This window comes from Hyalangium ruber (assembly GCF_034259325.1).
In the GTDB taxonomy this organism is placed as follows: domain Bacteria; phylum Myxococcota; class Myxococcia; order Myxococcales; family Myxococcaceae; genus Hyalangium_A; species Hyalangium_A rubrum.
In genome coordinates, this window is record NZ_JAXIVS010000026.1 from 1 (window position 1) to 21,981 (window position 21,981).

Consider the following 21,981-nt stretch of genomic DNA (forward strand, 5'->3'; position numbering starts at 1 on the left):
GCTGCGCTTCCTGACGGAACTGCTCCAATTCCTTCTCCAACTCCATGGACCACCTCCCTGGCGTGTGGCCAAGGGAGGTCTCATGAGAGGCCGGAGCCCGTCACGACGGGGCACGGCGAGGTCTTACTCTCGAACGCATGGCGGGCCCTTTACGAGCGCCACAAGGGCCGCGCCGCCATCAGTGGCACCCGCAGACGGCGGGGAGACGCACGCGGCACGCCTGCTGTGCCCGGCAGATAGGCACGGTGAAGCACGGAAGCGGGACACGCGGCCCGCTGCTGCGGGTGGCCTAGCCGCCAGGCACGCGGCACCGCTGGTGCCTGACTTGTGACTCGAGGCCCCGTCGAGCGCTCACAGCGCCCGCGCCCGGTCTGCTAGGGTAGCCTACCTCGGAGGTAACGCCCGCTTGCTCTCACCCGCGACTCTGGCCCTTGTGCTGCTCCTCCTCGGGGGGACGCTGGCGCAAGCACAACCGGCGCCCACACGCGAGCCGCGCCGCCGCTCCTTCACGCTGACAGGCTCCCCACTAGAAGCACGCATCGGCATGGGGATCCGCACGTACATTGTCTTTGCTGTCTCCATCCGGGGAAAGGCGGTGGAGGTGGATCCGAAACGGATCAGGGTTGTTGATACCGGCGAGAAGTCGCTGATCATCGAGCCCTTGAGCGAACCCCGGCCCGGTGAGCGCTGGACGCTGCGTGTCCCGTTGGAGGATGGGAAGGCGCCCGGAGTCGCAGAGTTCTCGCTAGTCGCGCACCCCTCCGAGGTGGACACAGAGATCGACGTTGAACGGCCCGAGGAATCGCCTACAGCCTGTCCGACGTGCGCGCCATGCGCCGCCCTGAGTGCGGCGGATGCCATCGCTTCCGGCTTCATCGACAGCGACGGAGTAGGAACCCGGAAGTTTCCCTCTTTCACGGACGCCGCGAGCGGCCTCCAGTCGCGAGACGGCGTGACCTATCGCGCGAAAACTTGGGTGCTGGTGGACGTGGAGATCATCACCCCGCCTGGGCACCCAGCGTGGAGGCCAACCGGAGCCACGTTAACGAGCAAGGCCGGAGAGACGCGGGTGCGGGCAGTGAAGGTGGAGCCAAGCAAGGACGACTCAAGATTGGTGCGGGTGCTCGTGACAACGGACGTGCCACCGTCAAGCGTGGGGCTTGAACTCACCTTGCACCTGAACGGCCCGGAGGAAGCACCGTCCTTGTCGATTCCTCATGTGACACTGCCGCCAGCAAAGGAGCCCAAGCCATGATCGGAGCGGTGGAACTTCAACCCGGCACTCTCGTTGACGGCTGGCAGATTGTCCGCGCCCTTCGCACGGGCGGCTTTGGTGCCGTTCACCATGCCGAGCAACACGGCAAGGCGTTCGCGATCAAGGTCGCAGTCCACCGGGAGCAGAGCGGCGACACGGGGAAGACGCACACGCGCGCGCTCCAAGAGGTGTCACTACTGCTCACGCTGGATCATCCCAACATCATCAAGCCGCGCGGCTTCGGATACCTGCCCGATAGCCGCGTGTATTGCGTGCTGGAGTACGTGGACGGCTGGACGCTGGGAGAGTGGAAGGAGCGCACGTTTCCCACCTTCCGCGAGGTTGCTCGCGTGTTCGCCAAGATCGCCGGGGCCGTCGAGTACATGCACAAGCGCAAGGTGTTTCACCGTGACTTGAAGTTGTCCAACGTGATGATCCGTAGCAGCAACGGCGAGCCCGTGATCATCGACCTGGGCTGCGCGACCTACGAGAACGCCGAGGAGTTGACGACAACGCCGCTGCACCCAGGCACGGATCGCTACCGCTCTTACGAGGCGTGGGATTTCTTCTACCAGCAGGGCCGCAAGCACGGAGGGAGTTACCCGTTCAAGGTGACCGATGAACTGTTCGCCGTAGGAGTGATGCTCTACGAAATGCTCACCGCTCCGCTGCCGTCGAGGGAACCGCCGCGGCTCGACTTCTCGGATCGCGGTGGAAACCTGCCCGCAGCCCGAGACGTGAACCCGCGCGTACCGGAAGCCTTGAGCGCGCTTGTCGAGGACTTGCTAGCGCAGGACCCAGCGCAAAGGCCGGTGAACTTCAAGGCACTACGGCGCAGGCTGCTGGAGTTGGCCAAACACCCGGGGTCCGAATACGCGGCAGAGGTACACCCACCCTCAGTGCAGCGCCAGCCGTTGCCCGGTGACGGGGTACAGGCAGCGGGAATCGCGGCGAAGGGGAAACAGGGTTGGCGCAAGGTGCTGGCTCTGGCTGACAAGCAGGCTGCGCGCCTCCGTGGCCGACTCCAGGCGCGCCCGCCTGTCGGTGTGGTGGCTGGCTCCCGCCAGCACTGGCCCAAGCCTCTTGCGCTCGCGGGCATGGTGGGTGCCGTCGTGGTGGCTGCTGCTGCCGCGTTGCTGGCGCACGGCGAACGCCCCGCGCCCGCGTCGGCGCTCACGCTGAAAGAGGCTACCGCGCCACCCGTCCCAACTGCTCCGGCGCTTCCCCCTGAGAAGTTCCCGCCCGTGTCTGCTCCCGCTCCCGCAACTGCACCGAAGGAAGGATCCACCGTGAAGCCCAAGCCGCCCGATGCTCCCAAGTCGTCCCGTGCCGCAGGCGCGCCGAAAGCCCCCCCCGCCCCGAATGATCCCGGCTTCCCGGCGTGGTGCAAAGCGCTGCCGCTGACGGTCGCCATGGCTACCGAAGGGTGCGCATCCGTCCGCACCAAGGCTGAGCCCTTCGAGTGCCCACCCGGGGCAGCTCAAGCCATGGAGAAACTAGGCTGGAACACAGAAGATCGCTTCTCCCTCACACTCGACGAGAGAGGCCCGGATCGTGGCCTGTGGACGTTTACTCTAGGAGCCCCGGTTACCGGCGTTGCCCCTGACACGAGCCTTTCCAAGAAGGCGCCCCCTGGCACCCTGTTTTACGGCAGGGCCTACAAGACCGATGCAACCCCAGCCGCTCCCTTTGGAGAACTGGCCGTCATCTACGACCACGTAGAGATCCCCGGTAGAGGAAAGTACCCGGTGTGCGTTGTCTCGGGCCGCAGTCCGATTACGGAACTGAAGGACGATAAGGCGACGGCTGCGGGCAACGCGTTCGCATACCCCGTCACAAGTTGGGAGCCGCCGCGCGACTAAGGCCAGCGGTAGCGGCACCCAGCTCGGCCCGGTGGCGAGTGCGTCGGACAGCTCCAGCTCGGCCCCGAGGGGCACCACCTCGAAGCGCTCCATCTCGGCCCGGTGGTGCCTACGTCCGACAGTTCCAGCTCGGCACCGTGGCGCCTGCGTCCAACAGCTCCAGCTTGGCCCGAGGCGCCCGCGTCCGACAGCTCCAGCTCGACCCGAGGGGGCCACCTTGAAGCGCTCCAGCTTGCCCCGGTGGTGAGCGAGTCGGACGGCTCCAGCTCGGCACCCTGGCGCACGTCGGACAGCTCCAGCTCGGCACCGTGGCGCGCGCGTCGGGCGGCTCCGGCTCGGCACCGTGGCGCGCGCGTCGGACGGCTCCGGCTCGGCACCCTGACGCGCGTCCGACAGCTCCAGCGCGGGCCTGGGGGGCGCCACCTCGAAGCGCTCCAGCTCGGCCCGGGTGCCGCGAACAGCTCCAGCTCGGCCCGCCCCAGTTCGGCCCAGTGGTGCGCGTCGGACAGCTCCAGCTCGGCCCGGTGGCGCGCGCGTCCGACAGCTCCGGCTCGGCATCGTGGCGCGCGTGGACAGTTCCAGCTCGGCACCGTGGCGCGCGCGTCCGACAGCTCCAGCTCGGCCCGGTGGCGTGCGCGTCCGACAGCTCCAGCTCGGCACCGTGCGCGCGCGTCTGCCAGCTCCATCTCGGGCCCGGTGGTGCGTGCGTGGACAGCTCCAACTCGGCCCGAGGCGCCCGCGTCGGACAGCTCCAGCTCGGCACGGTGGCGCCACGTCGAAGCGCTCCACCTCGGGCCGAGGGGCGCCACCTCGAAACGCCCCAACTCGGGCCTGATGGCGCGCGCGTCCGACAGCTCCAGCTCGGCCCGAGGGGCGCCCCGACTGACAAAGACTCCCGAGCGCTAGAGAGAGCGCATTTGTGCGGCACCGCTGGAAATTCGGCGGTTTTTGAGCGTGTCCGCCCAACCGGCCCTGTCGTTCCCCCCGCCCCATGTGCCGGGTAGGTTCTCCTCCCGTCGCGCGGCGCCCTGTTCGCGCGCCTCTAGGAGCCTCCCGCCATGTCCACCGCCACAGGCCCCCAAATACCCGAGGGGCTGATCCTCTTCTCCCTCGGGGATTTCTCTTATGCGTTCCTCCGAGTCCTGGAGACGACCAACCACGGCGAGACGGTGATGATCGTCCAGCAGCGTTCACGCCTCGGGCCGGAAGGCAACTACATCGCGCGGCGAGTGCTGCCCACGTCGCCCAAGCATGACCCCGAATCGCTCGCCAGGATCCGCGCTCGGCTTGAGGAGGAGGCGCGGCTGGCCACCTACCTGGATCATCCCAACATCGCCCGGGTTCTGGGGCGGGCCGAGTCTCACGGCGCCCTCTACATCCTCTGCGAGCGCGTTTCGGGCACGCGGCTAGACACCTACGTTACCGCCGCGTGCATGCGGGGCGTCTGCCTGTCTGCTGGCTTTGCGCTCTACGTGGGCACCGAAGTGGCGAGCGCTCTACACCACGCGCATACGCGCACAGACGAGAAGGGCCGCCCGCTGGGCATCATTCACCGAGACGTGAACCCCGCCCGCATCTACCTGAAGGCGGATGGCTCCGTGAGACTCACGGACTTTGCGCTTGCCCGCTCGCTTCTACCGGGCCGGGTGGCAACCACGGTGCCGCGCCCGCAGGGGGATGCCTTCTACGGCGCCCCCGAGGCACTTCTAGGCGAACCGATGGATCCGCGCTCGGACCTGTTCGCGCTCGGCTTGGTGATGCTGGAGATCGCCACGGGCAGAGGGCTCTACGGCACGCTCACGGTGCGCACGGCTGACGTAGAGGAGGCCCTAACGCTCGAGGTGCGCGCCAAGGTGGTAGCCGCTCACAACCTCGCGACGATTGCGGAACTGCCCGAGCAAGTAGACGACTACATTCTGCGGGCAGCCATGTACACCGCCCGAGAGGTGGAGGAACTGACGGAGGATGTTTTCCCCCCGCTGCGCTCCATCCTCCGAACGTTGCTCCAGCGGCGCCCGGAAGACCGCTACCCATCAGCGGCAGCCCTTGAGGACGATCTACGCAAAGGGCTGGCCGCGTTGGGCGCTGCCTACGGAGCCCCCGAAGCTATCGCGGAGGCGCGGCGTATGGCGTCAGCGGCCCGGATGCACAAGGACGTAGGCGGCCCGACTGCTCAAGATTCCGCGTCCACTACACGCAAGCTGTCCGCTGATCACGTCATCACGTCGCCGGGTAGTTCCGCCTAGCCCGCGCCCCACTCTTCCCGAACTCAGCCCCGCAGCCCTGCATCGGCATCGCGCCGAGAGGGGATCGGCTTGCCTCTGACCTGGGAGGGGGCAGGCCGATCACCTCGGAGCGCGCTCCACTGGCCATACCGAGGAGGATCGGCGTGGCTGGTGCGAAGCGACTGGGGGCGCCCTGCATCCTGGGGGCGCCCCTGGTCGCGGCAGTTCCTCCCGGTGATCCGCTTCCTCCCTCTCTCCTGTCCATGCGCCCCCGGCGTGGGTCGTTCACGCTGGCACGGCGCGCGAGGTTTCCCAGATGAAAGGCCACCAAACGGCACGGCCCGCGAAGGGCCCCCCTCGAAGCAGGGCCCGCAGACGGCCTCCGTTACTTCCAGGGGACGCGAGGAGCCAAGAGCGGCGACTTGGGGCAACGCTCGGACAGACGATGCGGGCCGCACGGATGCGTGCGGGGCTCACTCAGGCCGAGATCGCCGCGAGCGTCGGCATTGCTCCAGAGGTGTTCGGGCGGATGGAGCGCGGGAAGATGCTTCCCAGCGTGCCCACGCTGTTCCGGCTGTGCGTGGCCCTGCGCAGTGGCCCGCACGAGCTGATGGGCTTTGCCCCCCTGGCCAGTCTGCCGCAAGCGGCACAGCGTCAAGTGCCGCCCGAGTTGGCAGACACGCCCGAGACGCGGCGCCTCTTGCGGCTGCTGGGACGCCTGCAAGGGCTCCAGCTCAAGCTGATCTTGCGCCTTGTGCTGGCCTTCCTGACGGAGCCCCGGCGCCCCCGGAGCCAGAAGAGGAACCGGAGATGAACACGCCCCCGCAGCAAGACGCCCCCACGATGTTCTACCCCCTGAACCCCTGCGGCCATCTTCGCGGCCCTGGGGGCGCCTGCATCGGATTTCCAGAGTGCAGGCGTGAGCCTGTGTGCGCTGACAAGCTGGGGCCGCTTGTGCAACGAGTTGGCGAACTCCGCGCGCGGCTCCTGGCCCATCCTTCCCAGGCGTTCACGGGGGAGGGCCACGCCGCCGTGGCGGACAAGCTCGGAGCGGCGGTAACTCTGGCCGAGTGCCTTAACGCGGTGCTGATCAGCCTGCTCGAAGACAGAGCCCACCTTCAGCCTCATGTGCGTGGAGAAGCCCGCGCCGAAATCCCACGCGGCGGCCTCCGAGGTGGTGCGCGTCTTCATGTCCCCGGAAAAGGGCAAGTCCGAGGGTGGAGCGCTGGCGAACCCTACCTACGCGGCGCTCGCCCGCTTCGCCTTCGACTTCTGGGCACGCTTATGAGCTGGCGGCGGGCTGGCGGGGATGCCAGCAATAGTACACAGGTACTGGTATGCCGACTCCCGGGTCTGCCGTGTGCTGCTGAGCGACCAGACGATCTTTCTGTTGGCGTCCAGCGTCTCGATCAGGATCTTCCCCCGCCAGTCGGGGTTGGTGCGGTCCATGACCTTGCCACTCACATTCGGGTGCTTCCCAGCGATCTTCGCGACGACCGAGCGCCACTTGTTGTTCTTCTCCCAGGTCCTGAAACCGGCCAAGTGAGGATCGCTCCAGAGCCGGAATACGAGTTTCAGCAGGGGGTGGAAGAGGATGTTCGACAACGCGAAGCTGGTCTTCCGAAGCTTGTTGCGGTCCTCGGCGGTCGCGCCGGGCTTGAACTCCGGGAAGTAATCACTCCACGCCTCGAAGAAGGCGCAGGTGAAGTCGATCAGGTCTTCGTGCCTGGTCTCGTCGGCCTCCAGTCTCGCAAGCCACTCAGTTTCACTGCGGACGGCGCCCTCCAGGGTGGCATTGGTCGTCAGCTTCCGCGAGAGGCTACCGATGGTGGTGGAGCGGCACTCGATCTCCTCCCTGGCGAAAATCTTGGACTTCTCCATCATCCGGTACACAAACCTGCGCGACGGGTTCTTCTCCGGGTTGAGGTCGATTCCAACCGCATTGGACGGCTTCTTCGCGTCGGAGTTGAACTCGTCATACAGCTTGCCTTCCTCGACACCAGAGAGGTTGTAGATGTCGACGAAGACGAGGTCCTCTTCTGGCTCGTATTTGCCGAGGAGCTCCAGGATCTCCGCCTTGGCGACGGGGGTACCGTCGACGACAACTTCGTTCGGGACCATGTCGGGGTTGTTCTTCCACTCGGCGAGATAGAAATCGCCCAGGTGACGGTGGCCTGAATCCGGAATGGTGAGGACGGACTGGATCGTGAGGATGCCGGCCGGCTCGTCGTACGTGACCGCCTCGCCATCCTCCTCCGCCCGCGCGTTCCACGTCCGGTTGACCGTATAGAGCTTGCCCATCAGTCTCTTTACGGCGATCGCCTGGGCCCGCTTCGGGTCGATATTCAACTCCGTCGAGGTGATCGGGTAGAGGACGCTGTAGTTTTCCTCGCTGATGTCCCCGGCCGTCCTCCTGAACCCGCGCTGATACTTCGGAGAGTACAGCAGCTTGCTCGTCTTCAGGCCCTTCGCGATCTGCGCGATCGACACGGTGGCGTTGTAGACCTTCCCGCAGGGCCGGTCGACCGCAGTGACTCCCTCCAGCACCGTGTTGGCAAAGACCCTAGTCCTCTTCTTCCGCTGCATCGGTTTCCCGTTCATGTCGACTCCTCCTATTTCACGCAGTACCGCGACTTCTTCCCGGTCGTCTGGCGGTAGATCTCCGCCAGCTTGGCGAACGTCCAGACCTCGACGCCCGAGTACGGGGCAGCCAGGCGCGCGACCTCGCCGGTTATTCGGTTGATCTCCTTGTCGATGGCGGCGTCAGCCCAGTTCCGCTCGGAAAGGACGCGGTGGAGTTCGCCTTCATGCACCAGGAGGATGCCGAGCGAGGCAGATACCGCATCGCGGAGCGTGCTGATGCTCCCTCTGATCGACTTCGCGTCCCAGACCTCCGAGACCAGGACTTCGATGGCCGCGAAGGGGATCCTGTCCAACTCGGCAACCTGGTGGCGGGTCAGCCAGACGCCATCAGTCGGGGCCTGCGGCGAGAAGGTCCTCTCGGCCTGGTAACCGAGAGCGGTCCCCACCTCCAAGAACATGTCGGTCGCATTTCTGTGCCCCGGTCTCATGCCACTACGTTGCCAATTACGTTGCCGATTCGCAACGTATCCCTACGTAGTCGCAACGTAAGGTTCGCCAGCAGACAAGCAGCCGACCGGGTCGTACAGACGGGCTTGGCGCTCTTGCAACCTTCATCTGCGCGGGTTGCTGTAGAGCTCGAAGTCCAGCACGCCACCCACGGTGCCCGGTCCGGAGAAGTTGGGCACCGGGGTAGTTTCGTTCCATTTGCCCAGCACCACGGTGGCCAGGCCCGAGAACCAGTCCTCTCCCACGGTGTGCCTGGGCAGCGCGCCGAAGGGCTTCTCGGAGGCGGCGATCTGCGCGGGCCAGTCCGAGGGCACCACGTACGGGAGCAGCACGAGATTGTGCCTGATTCTCGGCAGCGGGCCCCATGAGTTGATGGGGTTTGCCGAGGTGGAGCCTGGGCACAGCGCCCCCGGGGCAAACACGGTACCGCCAGGCCTGAATGACACGCCCGAGAAGCGCCGCCTCTTGCGCCGCCTCTCTCGCTTGGACAGTCCGAGGATCAAGGCACTGGCGCGGTTGGTCGCCTTACTTCTGCCGGGCCGCTGAACGCCAAGGGCTGCGGGCAACCTGGATGCGCTAGGAGGCCCCCAGCGCTCACGACGCGGGGCGCGTTGATGTGGCCCGCGTCCGACCTGACTGGATGCTCACCGCGAGGCCCAGCGCTCACGGCGAGGCGCCCGTCGATGTGTTTGGCCTGGACGCGCGCCACGAATCCCCAGCGCTCGCCACGCGGCCTCAGCGCTCGCTACGCGGCCCGCGCCGATATGTCCGGCCTAGGCACTCGCCACGCGGCCTCAGCGCTCACCACGACCCCCAGCGCTCGTTGGCGCCCGACACAGCGATGACGACTGTCGAAGACGCTATACTCGCAGTATGCGAGTTTCTGGTGGAACGAGCCGCCGAGCCGACGTAGTAATTCTCACAGCGATCAAGCTTGAGTATGACGCCGTGCTTGCTGTCGAAGCCGGCGCATTTCCGAACTCTCCATGGGAGACGATTGAGCGGGGCCCTCATGGAATGCCCTTGGCCTTCCGCAGTTTCCAGGCGCGCGGAGGGCGTCCCCTACGTGTTGCTGTCGTGCAGGCTGCGAACATGGGGGCTGTTGAGGCCATCCAAGCATTACTTCCCGTTATTGAGGCGTATGAACCGTCGTGCGTCGCTATGTGCGGTGTATGCGCGGGACGCCGTGGTAAGACGAACTTAGGTGACGTGATCGCCGCTGACCGACTGTTCTTCCACGACACCGGTAAGCAACTTCCCAACGAAGTCCAGCAGGACATCACGACTTATAACCTGCTCAACGACTGGAAGGTTGCGATCGAGCAATTCGAATTCGCCAAGCGATTTCGCCATGAGTCTTGGTGGAATCAACGTCCAATACCCTTCGAGTGGCAGGAGAATTGGCTCCTAGCGAAGTTGCATGAAGGCTCCTCTGAGCCTTGGAGGCTCCCCGAGTGCGACGTGCTTTGCCCACAGTGGAAGGAGGTCGTCCTGTCACTGCGGAATTCCGGCCGTCTTGAGCCGAAAGGCCCCTTCGCACTCACCACTGAAGGGCGGGAGCACATTGAGGATGTGCTGATGCTCAACCGTGGCCGTCTTCCTGACCTCTCGCCTGGGAGCACCGAGTACCCGTTCCGCGTCCATGTGGCTCCCATGGGTAGCGGCAACAAGGTCATCGAAGACGAGACCTATTGGAACTTTATCTCCGAGCACATGCGCAAGATGCTGGGGCTGGATATGGAGGCAGCGGCGCTCGGGGTACTCGCCCATGGATGGAAATCACGACGCGCTAGAGGTCTCGAGGCCCTAGTCATGAAGGGCGTCATGGACTTCAGCCAGCATGGCCGTGACGACCACTTCAAGGAGTTCGCCGCCCGGGCTTCGGCTGAGTGTCTACTTGCCTTCTTGCGCGAGAAACTGGAGGTCGTGGTAGTCCCTGACGTTGACGACATCCTTGTTCCTGGAACCGAACCGCTCCCTGAGCATCCGCCTCCCTCGGCGCTCCTTGTTCCGCGCTATGAGGTAGTGCCCTTCCAGGAAGCAGGGCGTGCAAGACTCCTTGAGGACCTCGACCGCTGGTGCAACGAAGGACCAGCTGTGGCCGTACGACTCATCCATGCCGAGGGAGGAGTAGGCAAAACGCGTCTGGGTATCCAGTGGACGCAGCGGCAGAGCGCCGCAGGTTGGGCTGCCGGTTTCCTCCCCCGGGACCCACCCGACGATTGGTTCAGTCGCCTGTGGGAACGGGGGCAGTCCGTTGCAGTCGTGATTGACTACTCCGAAAGCCAAGCTTGGCTCAGCACGGCGCTAATGCGCATCCTTCGTTACCAGCAACAAGCGGAGACTGGTGTGCTTCGCCGGATGCGCTTCCTCCTCCTCGCCCGCAATTGCGGCGACTGGTGGCAGGCACTGCGTCAAACCGATGTTGCGCTACGCAACTGGCTTGATGATGCACCACCGCACGAACTGCTGCCTCTAGCGATACTAGCCGAGGAACGCGAAAAGTTGTTTCTCCAAGCAGTGGAGGCGTTCGCAAGGGTTCGGGGAAAAACTCGCATCAGCCGTCCAGGCGTTCAATTGACCGATCAGCGTTTTGCGCGAGTTCTGTATTTGCACATGGCGGCGCTAGCGTTCGTCGACGGACTGCCAATCGCGGCGGACACTCTTATGGATGTGATCCTCGATCACGAAGAGCGATTCTGGGGAGCAAATGCCCGGGAACTTGGAGATATCTACGCGGCCCAACAACGATCACTCGCCCGTCAGATGGTAGCCGCTGCGACCTTGCGTGGTGGAATAGCCGAAGCCGCTCTTGCCTCTGCCGTTGCCAAGCGGCTTTTCGACCGAACACTTTCTGATCGTGAGGAGTCGCAATTGCAATTATTGCATCGGGTGTATCAACGCAGCAAAGATAGCTCATACCTGCCGGCACTTGAACCCGATCTCCTTGGCGAGAGCATGGTCCTTCGCGTCGCCTACCAGCGGATCGATGAAAATCGCGTTCCCATAGATTGGATCGACCGGGTGCTTCGGCCTGACGACGATGCGTACGCCGTGAGGATAGGCCTGGAAGTGCTTGGCCGCGCATCTGCCACGAACTCCCAAGTGATACGGCCATGGATTGAGCGAATGCTGCTTGCTGCTCCGCTCATACAGCGGGCTCCACTTGCACTGGCGGCAGCGAGTGCTGTTGCGTTACGCACGGCATTCTCGACGCTCGGTGAGGTACTAGCAGATCGCTTGGAGGCAGACGGTGATCTTTCCGTGGCACGCGCACTTAAGATGGTGGGTGTACCCTATCCGACCGTATCGTTGCGCCGAGTTGCAGAGTGGGTGAGTCGCACGCTACTGGCTGCCGTGCCTGAGTCTGAAGACCCACATGTTCGAGTTGAACAGGCAGAATTGCTCTGCAATCAAGCAATTGAGTTAATCGATTTAGGCCAAGATCAGAAGGCGGTAGACGCCAGTAATCAAGCGATTCAGCATCTCCGGGGTATCGTGAAGAGCACCCCGAATGTCTTCGTCCCCCTTCTTGCGCGCAGTCTCGTCAATCTCAGCATTGGGTTGAATAAACTCAAGCGCTACGAAGAAGCAGTGACGACTGCAACAGAGGCGGTTCAGCACTTCCGGCATCTTGCAGAGCGAAACCCCAACATCTTCCTGTCTGACCTCCTTACAGCCCTCAACAATCTGGGTGGGAGTCTCAAGCAAATGGGAAGGTCGGAGTGTTTAGCAGTCATAACCGAGGCGGTTCAACTTGGACGCACGCTGGCCAAACGCAGCCCTGAGACAGTTCTCCGTGATTTCGCTCCCAGTTTATTCAATCTTGGCTTGATGCTGGCTGAACTGGATCGGAAGCAAGAGGCGGCGTCTATTATGAGCGAAGCCATCGAGCAATACCGCAAGCTCGCCGCGCGCAACCCTGATGGATTTCTTCCGCTCCTTGCAGATGCATGCAGACAGTTCGGCTTGATGTTGGGCAATGCCAGGCGACAAGAGGAAGCGCTATCCGCTCTGACTGAGGCGGTTCAGTGCTACCGCCCTCTCGCCAAGCAGAACTCTGGTGAGTTTCTTCCGCTCCTTGCAGATTGCCTGAATGGAATTGGCGCGATGCGGAGTTTGATGAGAAACAGTGATGATGCCGTATCCGCATGGGTGGATGCACGTCAATACTATCGTGCTCTCGTCCAACAGGACCCTGCTGCGTTTCTCCCGAATTTTGTGATGTGTCTCGATGCTCTCAGCCAGGAATTGTATCAACTAGGGAGAAAAGAGGAGTCGGTGTCCACCACTCTCGAAGCGGTTCAGGGTTACCGCACCCTTGCAAAGCTCAATCATGAAGTATTCCTTCCCAAGCTTGCCACCCACCTCCACAATCTTGGCCTTGACTTGAGCGAACAGGGGAGAAGAAGTGACGCGCTAGCGGCGGCAAGCGAGGCTGTCCAAATTCGCCGGGAACTTGTCAAGCGAGACTCGGATGCGTTTCTGCCTGACCTTGCCCTAAGTCTCAACAGCCTCGGTGCGCGAATGAGTGAAGTAGGGCAGCGCAAAGAGGCGCTGGCCGTCACGGTCGAGGCAGTTCAGTACACTCGCCCTCTAGCGAAAAGAGAGCCCAATAAATTCCTTCCTGATCTCGCTGCCAGTGTCAATAACCTCGGCGCGAGGCTTAGCGAACTGGGCCGACATGAAGAGGCGTTGACTGCTCTCCAAGAAGCTATTGATACGCTCTGGCCGTTTTTCGAGCGGGACCCACGTGCTTTTATGGGAGAGATCTCGACTCCTCTCAACAGTTTGGTGTCCATCCACAGATTCCTTCGCCGCCCTTTCCCTCCGCAACTCGTCAAACGCCTTGTTATATTTCAGCGTCTCTTGAGTCATTAACGCAGACACAGGCGAGCGGCGCACCGAGAACAAATTCGAGGCCACAGATGCCTATCAGTGTGTGTCATGAGCAGGTGTGAGGGGAAGTTGAACTGTCGAAAGCTGATCGATCTGGCCTCTGTTGCGAAATCTCGCCGGACTCCTTGAGGGATCATTCGGACAACAGGATCTCCGTGAGGTTTTCGGGAGGTGACCACAAACCCGCTCGTGCCTTCACATAGCTCTGGCAAAACGACACCATCTTCTCTTGGTCCCCGAATCTTAGTTTCTGTTTGTCGATTGTGGTAAGCTGCTCGAAGGCGTTGTTGGTGAACCCGTAGGTAGACAAGAAGAGCCCGCCCTCCTTCTTCTCCTCGACGATCACCTTCAGCAGCTTCTCGACTGCCGCGCGCCCGACCCGTGTGGAGGAGCGCCAATGCTTAATCTCGACGTAATATTCAGCGCGCTTCCCCTGCACCAAGCAGGTAAGAATGATGTCCTTGCCCCCATCTTTTGACCCGGGTGTGAGTGTCACACCGAACCCCAAGCCGTCAAAGACCTCGGCCATCACTCGTTCGACGTCACGCCATTCCAATTGGGCAAGCGCGGTCGGCGCAGCCGCGATCAGACGTGCAAGCCGACCGCTCAGCTCGCGCATCATCATACGAACCTCTGCCTCAACATCAACGTTCTGGTCGCGTAGGCGATTGACCCAGTGCTGTAATCCGCCAATGTCGAGGAGCTCGATCCGTAGTGGCAGCGTCTTCGCAACGGCCGCATTCGCATCTTTCGAGAACTCGCCGTTGCTGACTAGAACTACTCGGCTGAGACCTTGCAGCAATGCGGCACCAATCAGCTGCTGCACGCTGGTCATGGGCACGTGTCGGGTGCCTTTGTAGAACTTGGCCTGAATTCCGATGGTCTCCCCCGCGTCAGCGGCGCCTTCAATGCTCGTCCGACGAGCCCAGAAGTCGATGCCTTGATCGCCTAGTCCCCCTGTGTATTCGAGTTCATAGCCCTCTTGCTTGAACAGCGGCTCAAGAACCTTCCCGAGCACCACCTCCGTCTCCTGCGGCTCCATGTTGGTGTCATCGCGAAGGCGGGCGATGTGCCCATCAAGGAAGTCCCATTGGTCGGGGCTCGCGCTTTTCATGGATACCCCGAGACCGCTGAACGATTCATGTGGCATACCTCCACTAATACTACCTAGTGATTTCGAGGCGTCCCCAGCGGAGATTCCCGCCGGAAAACCGCTGGAGAGCCCGAAGAAAGTGCCCGAGTAGTACTAGCACCACAAGGCCCGCATCCGGTCCGTCTGGACGCACCACGAGATCCCAGCGCTCGCCACGAGGCCCCAGCGCCCGCCACGAGCCCAAGCGCTCGCCACGTCCACCATGTTGCACGTATGTCGCAGGAGCCTGCGGAATGTGCTGGGACAGGACGGGACGACACGGGACGCGGCGGGACAACGACTCCGAGTCATTCCGGGCGGTTACGAGGTAAGGGCGCGATTCTGCTAGAGGTTTCGCACCGCCCGGCGCGGGTTCGATTCCCGCCGCTTCCATGCAGTCGGTGTGCCCCCCCCGTAGCCCTGTGCGGTGCCGGACAAGCCGGACATGGTCTACGTCCGGGGCACGGACGGGGACTACTTCAAGGTGGACGGCACGCGGCTCTCCGAGTGGCCGTCCGCACCGGACGACCTGCTCGCGGTTGCGGAGACTCCGGACGCGGGGACGCCGGAGACGGTCTTTGAGCCTCGGGGACCGGGCCCTAGGAGTCTGGAGCTGGCCCCGGCGAACTCGGCGAGCTCCGCTTCGCGCTGAGGGTTAGAAGCTCTCCATCCACCACTTCGGACGCGTCTCGTCGATCACCTGGCAGGTGGCGCTCGCTTGGCGCTGCACCGCCACGCCCAGGGCATTCGTCCTGTGCTGCCACTCCTTCTGGTAATAGATGCGCGCGGTCGGGCCGCAGAGGTCCTGGAGGCCAGCGTGCGCCGATTCGAAATCCTTGCTGGGAGGAGGCGGGGCCGCCTCCTCCATCTTGTCGCACGGCTTCGGAATGTAGTTGTCATCCTGCGCCTGGAGAATCGGGCGCGTCCAGGCACCCGTCCCATCCACATTGCTCGTCAGGTAGATGCGCCTCTCACCACAGCCGCGATAGTGCTGGGCGCGAATCTTCTTCTCCATCTCTGCACACTCATCGGCCATCTGTTTGAGGGTCTTGGTGCCGCGGGAGGTCTGCACCTCGACATCCGGATAGTCCCGGACCTCGCTCGTGTGGTCCTCCCGGCAGTGGCGGACTTGCTGGTAGGGCACTCGGATGTTTGCGGCTGCGTCGGGCGAGTCGGGCGAGACTCTCTCGGCGGCGGACATGCCCTCGTCGTACTCGCTCACCATGCGGGCAATTCTCTCGTTTGTCCCCTGGCCGCGCATGGCGGCGCATCCACCCATCACTGCACAGCTCACCACCGCAATGACTCCGACCCGTGCTCCCTGAATCCAGCGAACCATGTGTGTCTCCAAGCCGTGGCTAATGGGCGGCCTGGGCGCGCATCCTCTTGCGAGAAGTTCCGGGCGTGCAAGCCGTTTCGAGCCGCTGCCGACGCGCCGGCGCATCAGAAGGGTAAGTCTCCCCGCAGGCCCCACTTCGGCGCGACGCCAAAGACGGGAGCGGTTTGTGTACGACGAGGACGGCAGACGATTGGCACAGTGACCAAACTCACCCCGAGGTGTACGGGCGCATGGAACGGGGGGAGTGATGCCGAGTGTCCCAGCGCTGATGCATATGCGTCTGACGCTCGGCTGTGGGCAGGATGAGATGATGGGGTTCTCTGCAGGCTGCCTCTACGTCACACGATGACGGGCGCCGTCATGTTGCACGTATGTCGCAGGAGCGCGCGGAACGGGATGGACCAGGACGGGACGAAACGGGACGCGGCGGGATAACGACTCTGAAGCATTCCGGGCGGTCACGAGGTAAGGGCGCGATTCTGCCCTGGCGGGCTGAGCGCCCGGGCACCTCGGCATGGGCTCAGCCCCACTTCGCTCAGAACTGATAGCCGATGCGCAGGCTCGTCTCCGACACATCCGACACGTCGTGGACGAGCTCGATCATCCAGGGGATGAGCGGAGGGCAGTTGCGGCTCAAGGACTCGAACTGCACCGCCCCGAAGGCCGGGATTGCAAGCCCTGCTCCCACCCGCAGCGCCGAGCCTCGTATCGAGTTGGGCGCGCGGAACCCGCCCAACATATAGAGCTCCAGGTAGGGGAAGAACTCCCAGAAGGGCTCGCCCAGCAGCGCCAGCCCGCCTCGTACCTCCGGCACATACTCCATCGAGATCAGCCGGCCGTCATCGGGCGCGAACACGCCATTGATCTCCATGCCCGCCGCCAGGAACAGCGAGGCGGTGTCCGGCCGCGGGTGCAGCGTCACGCCAATCCACCCGCCGACCAGACCCATTCCCTCATCGTCCCCCAGATACTCGTTGCCCCGGGCGAACACCGCGCCCGCGCTGAGCCCCAGCGTCAGCGCCACCGCCGGCTGCCCCGAGCCCCGGCTCCCTCCCCCCGCGCTCGCCAGCACGGGCCATAACAGCAGGAAACAGATCAGTGGTCGCATGCGCACCTGCGAGGCGGGGGATGACGCGCTCAGATGAGCGATGATACCTCACCCGGAAGCCCACCTCCGGCACCTCGGACACGTCGCAGCACTGGCTCGTCCCCACCCCCGGAAGCGCACTTGCTCGCGGCGGTGCTTCGTGACCTCGGAGACGTGGAGGGCTTCAGGGAGGATCCACACAGAGGTAGTTCTGCGACGACACGACGGTGCTGCTCATGCCCGCGAAGTCGACGACCCGGAGCTGAAGCTGGGCATTCCAATAGTACGCGTCCACGTAGAAGCCTCGAGGGCAATACTCCGAGTAGCTCGTACCGTTCGAGAACCAGCCACTCTCCCAGCTCGAGTAGTCATTGCTGTAGCGGATATTCCACTGGTACTGGTAGGACGGCTCGCCACCCGAGCCGCTACCCGTGCAGTTCACATACCCGGTAGCGAGGTTGCGCGAGCAGGAGAGGGAGGCGGTCGGGCAGGTCTGGACGACGCTCTGGGAGAGTGTCATCGGGCTGCTCCAGCACACGGTCCGATTGTTATTGCTGTCGATGACCATCGGGTAGGCCCGCACCTCGAAGCTGTGCGAGCCGCAGCCATAGCCGCCACCGCTGTAGTACCAGTAGCCGGACGTGCCTGGGCGCTCGTCCGAAGCCCTCAAGGATCCATCGACGTAGTAGTCCAGGTGTAGCGCGTTGGCGAGCGTGGACACCGCCCAGGTTCCGTTGCCGGCGATCTCCCCGGCGTAGGAGCTCACGCCATTGTTCGTGAGATTGGTCACGCTCAGGCTGCTGCACAGGGCTGATTCCTGGGTCCCCAGGGTCTCCGAGCTCGGGTCCACTTCGGCCTCTTGGGAGCCGCCGCAAGCCATCAGAACCAGACCGCAGAGCAACAGGGGAAGCCGGGGGGAAACCAAACCAGGTTGCATCGATGTTTCCAGGTAGAACAGGGTTGTTCTCATCGGCAGCAGTCCTCTCAGGGTGCGCAGATATAGCTGTCGCTCACTGTGGGCGATTCCATTCCTTGGCTGTCACGCACCTTGAACTGGATTCCCTTCCGGACGAAGGAATCCCTGCCGGAAGCGGTGGCGCAGTAGAAGCTGTTGGTCGACGCGCCCTGGTTCCAGGTGCCGGAGGACAGGTCGACCGTCTTTTTCCAGAACAGCGTATAGGGTGCATAGCCGCCGCTGGCGCTCCCAGTGCAACTCACATTGGTGCCGCTCTTCGAGCACGAGAGGCTGGCGGTGGGGCAAGGCTGGGTCACCGTCTGGGTGACGGACCGAGGGCTGCTGCTGCAGACGGTCTGGTTGCCGTTGCTGTCAATGACCATCGGGTAGGCACGCACCTCCAGGGTGTGGGTGCCGCAGGAGAGCCCACTGCTGCTGTGGTACCAGGAGCCGGAGTTGCCGGGTCGCTGCGGATCATAGTTCTTCAGCACGCCGTCGACGTAGTACTCCACCCGGACGGCATTGGCGTAGAGCGACACCGCCCAGGTGCCTAGCGCCGCCAGGTCGCCTCCATAGGAGTTGGCGTCGGTGATGGCCAGGCTCGAGACGCTCAGGGCCGCGCAGATCGGCGCCTCGCTCGTGCCCACGGGCTCCTCGCCCGTGGTGTCTTCAGGTGGAGCTCCACAGGCGGACAGCAACAACCCACACGCCAGGAGGGCTCTCGGAGCAAACCGATGCGATTTGCGTGACATGGACTGACCTTTCACCCGTCAAGAGGGACGGCGGCTGAAGCCTGCTCAGGGGGAGGCCTCGCAGTAGCCGTTGACGTAGAAGTCATAGCCCGTCGCGGGCTGTGTCCCATTCTTGTCCAGATAGAGCGTGCAACTGAACTGCGTGGGGTGGAGGAAGAGCTGCTTGTTGGTGGGGCTCGCGAGGTCGTATTGGCTGCCATAGATGGGGTAGAGCGGCCGCGTCTTCCGCCGACTCTCGGGCCTTGACCACTTGCAATAGCCGTCCGCATCGATGAAGGAGCCGGTGGCCCCGCTGAGGTACTGGGTAAAGAGGTAGGTGCTATTGACGCCCTGGTAAGAAGAAGAGAAATAGACATTCTTCCCCCAGGGGTTGGTGTTGAAGTCTGTCTCGTAATAGTCCCCGTCGCAGCTCCAGTTCGGATAGCCGACATTGCGGGTCAGCGCACACCAGCGCGCCACCTCCACCCGCTGAATGGCCTGGGAAACACTCAGGCTGTCCGCAGCGCAGCGCGGAAGGAGGACCGGCTGCGCATGGGCCGGCGTTGGAAGAAGCAGGGCCCCAGCAACGCACAGCACCACTCCGGCGATCGCATGTCTCATCATGGGTCGAATCTCCTTCTAGGGCACGCAAAAGGCATTGAGATAGAAGTCATAGCCGGTGGCCGGCTGCGTCCCGTTCTTGTCGAGATAGAGGGTGCAGGAGAACTGCGTGGGGTGGAGGAAGAGCTGCCGGTTGTGGGTGTCGTAGATGTTGGCAGTGGTGCCAAAGATCGCGTAGTACGGGCGCGCCCTCCGAGTGCTCAGCCACGGCTTGCAGTAGCCATCCGCGTCGACGAAATAGGACGTGGGGTAGCTGTTGGACAGGAGCATGGCGTAGGTGGCATTGACGTCGAAGCCATCATTCACGCTGGAGTAGGTATTCTTGCCCCACGGATTGGTGACGGGGTTCGCCTCGATGTACTCGCTCGGGCAGGTCCAGTCCGCGGGACCTACGTTCCGGGTCAGCCCACACCAACGCATCAGCTCCGCCCGGAACACGGCCTGCTCGCCCGTCTGGTAATCCGCGGCGCAGCGCTGCCCGACAGGCTGTGCGTGGGCAGGCGTCGGGAGGAGCAGGGCTCCGGTCACGAGCATCACCACTCCTACGATCCCATGTCTCAGCATCGGTAGAATCTCCTAGCGATTGAGCTTCGAGGCTCGGCCGAATACGAACAGAGAGATTACCTATATCTAAAGCCGGAATCCACGCTTTTTTTGACTTCTTTGGAATCGGCCGAGTTCTGATGCTGGCACCTGGTTCTTCACGCACAGCCAGTGCCGCCGTGAGCTTCACCGTCGTCGCCACCACTCCAGACACGCCGGCCCCCCACCCCTCCAGGGGAAGGCTGCGGATGCGGAGCAGGCTCGGGGGACTCCTCGTGGATGCTGGCAGGGCTCGCCCTGTTGGCAGGTATGGTCTCCCGCCGGCGCCGACTCCTGGCCTGATCCTCGCGCCTCGATGGCCTTGGGTCGCAGGCGCACCTCGAAGAGCCACAGCAAGGCTCGCCCCCAAGCATTCTCGCTCGGTGGCCGGATCGCGAGGCACGCACCCGCTGCTTCGAGCGTGCCGATCTCGACGCTGAGGCTGGCCAGCGCATGCGCGAGGCGATCCTCGAGAAGTTCGAGGATCTAGAGCTGGAGTCCTCCAACGACCTCTGGGTCTTCCCGGAGCCGAACCGGTCTTGAGCCATCGGCTTGGACTCAGTACCCGAGTAGCACCAGATCATGCCTGGATGCAGATGCGACCTGGGGCGTCATCGTCCCCGAGATGACGTTCCCGTAGGCTGCCCCCCTCCTCACTCTGGAGGGTGTCTCATGGCTCCTCGTCGACTGGTCGGCGTGGTCCTCCTCTTGGCCCTGTCCACCGCTTGCAACAGCACGCGCGTGGTACGCCTCGACACGGGCCAAGGCGTGTCCGTCTTCCACACCCCTCGCACGACCGAAACCAGACCGGTGGACCTGGGGGAAGAGGAATTCACGCAGGCCATCGCGAGAGAAGTCCGGCGAAAGAGGCCCTCGGCCAATCCCGAGCAGACCGCACGGGAACTGCTCGAAGTTCCACCGCGCAGTGGCTGGTACGGCTACACCCGGCGCCAGGGTGTCGTTCCCCTGGATGGACAGCCCCTCGCTTCGCAGTGGGCTGAGATGGATAGGCGGGTGACCCAGGAATACCTGCGCTTCTGCACGGCCCTCCGGACACCGGGAGACTGTCGGAAGGCGCTGATGAACAGCCCTGTCCTCACCGGAGATAGTCGTTACGCCCTGGCCATGTCTTTCGCTCTCGAGGAGGTCATTCCGAGATGATGGAGGCCTTCAAGGACATGGCCGATCCCGAAGCGATCAAGGCGTCCATCCTCTGGACGATGACGATCTACGCCGCGATGTGGCTGGCGCCCGAGCCGGTGTTCTCCAAGGGCTTGGCTACGGTCGTGACCGCCAGCTTCATCTGCTACGTCGGGGTGGATACCTTCTGGACGCTCATCCAGGGTTGGAGACGGATGGTGGAGGTTGCGGACCTCGCCACCTCTTTCCATGTCGCTGAACGACCCGGCCAACAAGGTCCGCGTCAGGGGGCACGTGGGCCCCCACCCTCAGGAGTATCATGAGGAGGTATTCGAGCGGCTGCGAAGGGCCATGCAGGACTGCAGCAGCATCCAGCGTTGTCAGCAGGCGCTCAGGGCGGAGTTACGAGAGCTGGCCCAGGAGATCGCCGCTGAGAGCTCCTACCTCAACAAGTTGGTCACCCGGAGCGAATGACGTAAGGAACACCGACGATGCCGCATCGGTATTTCAAGCTGACAGACGACGTGTACATCACGGGGCGATGGGAGCTCGGAGAGCCCATGGATCCACAGGGGCAGGAGGTTGATCCCTGGCAGTTCACCAAGGGAAAGGCTGTCCACGTCAGTGAACGCATGCGGGTCCCCATCAAGCGTCCGGGGAAACCGCTCGACTTCTCATTCACCTCATTGGCGACCCCCGTCGTCCACATCCCAGTAGCCGCGATGTTGAGCAAACTGGCTCCTGGCGACGCGCAGTTCATCCCCGTGAACATTGACTCCCAACCGGATCAGTTCTGCATCTTCGTAGCCACACGACTTATCCGGTGCATCGATGAGCAGAGATCCACCGAGGTGCGGTACTGGAAACCGGAAGATGGACGCCCCGAGAAGACAGGGCAATACCGCTCCGTCTACAGGCTCCGCATCGACCCTTCGCAGGTAGGAGACGCCAAGATCTTCCGGACGTGGGGATGGGACATCGCCCTCATCGTCTCGGAGGAGATCAAGGAGGCCCTGGAGCGCCTTGGCGCCACGGGGACGAAGTTCAAAGAGGTGTAGCCGCA

At 63.4% G+C, this 21,981-nt stretch carries 17 protein-coding genes and 2 pseudogenes; 9 read left to right on the forward strand and 10 right to left on the reverse strand.

The window, feature by feature from the left end; translation table 11 throughout:
* The first annotated feature begins 433 nt into the window (after positions 1 to 433).
* The 4 genes from SYV04_RS41770 to SYV04_RS41785 all read left to right on the forward strand — a co-directional run bounded on the left by SYV04_RS41770 (position 434) and on the right by SYV04_RS41785 (position 6,156).
* Positions 434 to 1,255, forward strand: a complete 822-nt coding sequence (locus SYV04_RS41770) for a DUF2381 family protein (protein WP_321551749.1) — start codon at positions 434 to 436, stop codon at positions 1,253 to 1,255.
* Positions 1,252 to 3,117, forward strand: a complete 1,866-nt coding sequence (locus SYV04_RS41775) for a serine/threonine protein kinase (RefSeq protein WP_321551701.1) — start codon at positions 1,252 to 1,254, stop codon at positions 3,115 to 3,117. Before SYV04_RS41770 ends, SYV04_RS41775 begins: the two co-directional genes overlap by 4 nt.
* A gap of 1,058 nt (positions 3,118 to 4,175) precedes the next feature.
* Positions 4,176 to 5,363: a serine/threonine-protein kinase gene (locus SYV04_RS41780; protein WP_321551702.1), complete on the forward strand. Its 1,188-nt coding sequence runs from the start codon at positions 4,176 to 4,178 to the stop codon at positions 5,361 to 5,363.
* Between the two features lie 424 nt (positions 5,364 to 5,787).
* Positions 5,788 to 6,156: a helix-turn-helix domain-containing protein gene (locus SYV04_RS41785; RefSeq protein ID WP_321551703.1), complete on the forward strand. Its 369-nt coding sequence runs from the start codon at positions 5,788 to 5,790 to the stop codon at positions 6,154 to 6,156.
* Between the two features lie 425 nt (positions 6,157 to 6,581).
* Here the strand turns inward: SYV04_RS41785 and SYV04_RS41790 are convergent, their stop codons facing one another.
* The 3 genes from SYV04_RS41790 to SYV04_RS41800 form a co-directional block, all read right to left on the reverse strand.
* Complete coding sequence (locus SYV04_RS41790; protein ID WP_321551704.1) at positions 6,582 to 7,943, reverse strand: ParB N-terminal domain-containing protein; 1,362 nt, start codon at positions 7,941 to 7,943, stop codon at positions 6,582 to 6,584.
* Between the two features lie 11 nt (positions 7,944 to 7,954).
* Complete coding sequence (locus SYV04_RS41795; RefSeq protein ID WP_321551705.1) at positions 7,955 to 8,383, reverse strand: hypothetical protein; 429 nt, start codon at positions 8,381 to 8,383, stop codon at positions 7,955 to 7,957.
* 153 nt (positions 8,384 to 8,536) lie between these two features.
* Positions 8,537 to 8,764: a hypothetical protein gene (locus SYV04_RS41800; protein ID WP_321551706.1), complete on the reverse strand. Its 228-nt coding sequence runs from the start codon at positions 8,762 to 8,764 to the stop codon at positions 8,537 to 8,539.
* A 685-nt stretch (positions 8,765 to 9,449) separates the two neighbouring features.
* Between SYV04_RS41800 and SYV04_RS41805 the strand changes: the two genes are divergently transcribed.
* Complete coding sequence (locus tag SYV04_RS41805; protein WP_340371390.1) at positions 9,450 to 13,313, forward strand: tetratricopeptide repeat protein; 3,864 nt, start codon at positions 9,450 to 9,452, stop codon at positions 13,311 to 13,313.
* Positions 13,314 to 13,464: 151 nt separating this feature from the next.
* Here the strand turns inward: SYV04_RS41805 and SYV04_RS41810 are convergent, their stop codons facing one another.
* Positions 13,465 to 14,481, reverse strand: coding sequence for a restriction endonuclease (locus tag SYV04_RS41810; protein ID WP_321551708.1), 1,017 nt, complete (start codon positions 14,479 to 14,481; stop codon positions 13,465 to 13,467).
* 409 nt (positions 14,482 to 14,890) lie between these two features.
* Here SYV04_RS41810 and SYV04_RS41815 point away from each other — a divergent pair, with 409 nt between their 5' ends.
* Positions 14,891 to 15,115, forward strand: a complete 225-nt coding sequence (locus SYV04_RS41815; RefSeq protein ID WP_321551709.1) for a hypothetical protein — start codon at positions 14,891 to 14,893, stop codon at positions 15,113 to 15,115.
* Positions 15,116 to 15,118: 3 nt separating this feature from the next.
* Here SYV04_RS41815 and SYV04_RS41820 read toward each other — a convergent pair whose 3' ends face one another.
* The 6 genes from SYV04_RS41820 to SYV04_RS41845 all read right to left on the reverse strand — a co-directional run bounded on the left by SYV04_RS41820 (position 15,119) and on the right by SYV04_RS41845 (position 19,730).
* A complete protein-coding gene (locus tag SYV04_RS41820) occupies positions 15,119 to 15,688 on the reverse strand; it encodes a hypothetical protein (protein ID WP_321551710.1) in 570 nt (189 codons plus the stop codon).
* 649 nt (positions 15,689 to 16,337) lie between these two features.
* The gene (locus SYV04_RS41825; RefSeq protein ID WP_321551711.1) at positions 16,338 to 16,910 is read right to left on the reverse strand and encodes a hypothetical protein; all 573 of its coding nucleotides are present in this window, start codon (positions 16,908 to 16,910) and stop codon (positions 16,338 to 16,340) included.
* A 163-nt stretch (positions 16,911 to 17,073) separates the two neighbouring features.
* Positions 17,074 to 17,679 (reverse strand): hypothetical protein, encoded by a 606-nt coding sequence (locus SYV04_RS41830; RefSeq protein WP_321551712.1) that lies wholly within the window; start codon positions 17,677 to 17,679, stop codon positions 17,074 to 17,076.
* 194 nt (positions 17,680 to 17,873) lie between these two features.
* A complete protein-coding gene (locus SYV04_RS41835; protein WP_321551713.1) occupies positions 17,874 to 18,596 on the reverse strand; it encodes a hypothetical protein in 723 nt (240 codons plus the stop codon).
* Positions 18,597 to 18,641: 45 nt separating this feature from the next.
* On the reverse strand, positions 18,642 to 19,199 hold the full coding sequence (locus tag SYV04_RS41840) for a hypothetical protein (RefSeq protein WP_321551714.1): 558 nt from the start codon (positions 19,197 to 19,199) through the stop codon (positions 18,642 to 18,644).
* A gap of 15 nt (positions 19,200 to 19,214) precedes the next feature.
* The gene (locus SYV04_RS41845) at positions 19,215 to 19,730 is read right to left on the reverse strand and encodes a hypothetical protein (RefSeq protein WP_321551715.1); all 516 of its coding nucleotides are present in this window, start codon (positions 19,728 to 19,730) and stop codon (positions 19,215 to 19,217) included.
* A 258-nt stretch (positions 19,731 to 19,988) separates the two neighbouring features.
* Between SYV04_RS41845 and SYV04_RS43850 the strand changes: the two are divergent.
* The 3 genes and pseudogenes from SYV04_RS43850 to SYV04_RS41860 all read left to right on the forward strand — a co-directional run.
* Positions 19,989 to 20,081, forward strand: a pseudogene (locus SYV04_RS43850) (MYXO-CTERM sorting domain-containing protein); the annotation flags it as partial.
* A gap of 369 nt (positions 20,082 to 20,450) precedes the next feature.
* Positions 20,451 to 21,392 (forward strand): annotated as a pseudogene (locus SYV04_RS43895) (AHH domain-containing protein).
* A 17-nt stretch (positions 21,393 to 21,409) separates the two neighbouring features.
* The gene (locus tag SYV04_RS41860; protein ID WP_321551718.1) at positions 21,410 to 21,976 is read left to right on the forward strand and encodes an imm11 family protein; all 567 of its coding nucleotides are present in this window, start codon (positions 21,410 to 21,412) and stop codon (positions 21,974 to 21,976) included.
* Positions 21,977 to 21,981: the final 5 nt, after the last annotated feature.

What these genes read in the sequence shown, in the direction of transcription:
- SYV04_RS41775 (WP_321551701.1), top strand. Translation starts at nt 1,252, where the DNA reads ATGATCGGAGCGGTGGAACTTCAACCCGGCACTCTCGTTGACGGCTGG.
- SYV04_RS41780 (WP_321551702.1), top strand. Translation starts at nt 4,176, where the DNA reads ATGTCCACCGCCACAGGCCCCCAAATACCCGAGGGGCTGATCCTCTTC.
- SYV04_RS41785 (WP_321551703.1), top strand. Translation starts at nt 5,788, where the DNA reads ATGCGGGCCGCACGGATGCGTGCGGGGCTCACTCAGGCCGAGATCGCC.
- SYV04_RS41790 (WP_321551704.1), bottom strand. Translation starts at nt 7,943, where the DNA reads ATGAACGGGAAACCGATGCAGCGGAAGAAGAGGACTAGGGTCTTTGCC.
- SYV04_RS41795 (WP_321551705.1), bottom strand. Translation starts at nt 8,383, where the DNA reads ATGTTCTTGGAGGTGGGGACCGCTCTCGGTTACCAGGCCGAGAGGACC.
- SYV04_RS41805 (WP_340371390.1), top strand. Translation starts at nt 9,450, where the DNA reads ATGCCCTTGGCCTTCCGCAGTTTCCAGGCGCGCGGAGGGCGTCCCCTA.
- SYV04_RS41810 (WP_321551708.1), bottom strand. Translation starts at nt 14,481, where the DNA reads ATGCCACATGAATCGTTCAGCGGTCTCGGGGTATCCATGAAAAGCGCG.
- SYV04_RS41820 (WP_321551710.1), bottom strand. Translation starts at nt 15,688, where the DNA reads ATGGTGAGCGAGTACGACGAGGGCATGTCCGCCGCCGAGAGAGTCTCG.
- SYV04_RS41825 (WP_321551711.1), bottom strand. Translation starts at nt 16,910, where the DNA reads ATGCGACCACTGATCTGTTTCCTGCTGTTATGGCCCGTGCTGGCGAGC.
- SYV04_RS41835 (WP_321551713.1), bottom strand. Translation starts at nt 18,596, where the DNA reads ATGTCACGCAAATCGCATCGGTTTGCTCCGAGAGCCCTCCTGGCGTGT.
- SYV04_RS41840 (WP_321551714.1), bottom strand. Translation starts at nt 19,199, where the DNA reads ATGATGAGACATGCGATCGCCGGAGTGGTGCTGTGCGTTGCTGGGGCC.
- SYV04_RS41845 (WP_321551715.1), bottom strand. Translation starts at nt 19,730, where the DNA reads ATGCTCGTGACCGGAGCCCTGCTCCTCCCGACGCCTGCCCACGCACAG.
- SYV04_RS41860 (WP_321551718.1), top strand. Translation starts at nt 21,410, where the DNA reads ATGCCGCATCGGTATTTCAAGCTGACAGACGACGTGTACATCACGGGG.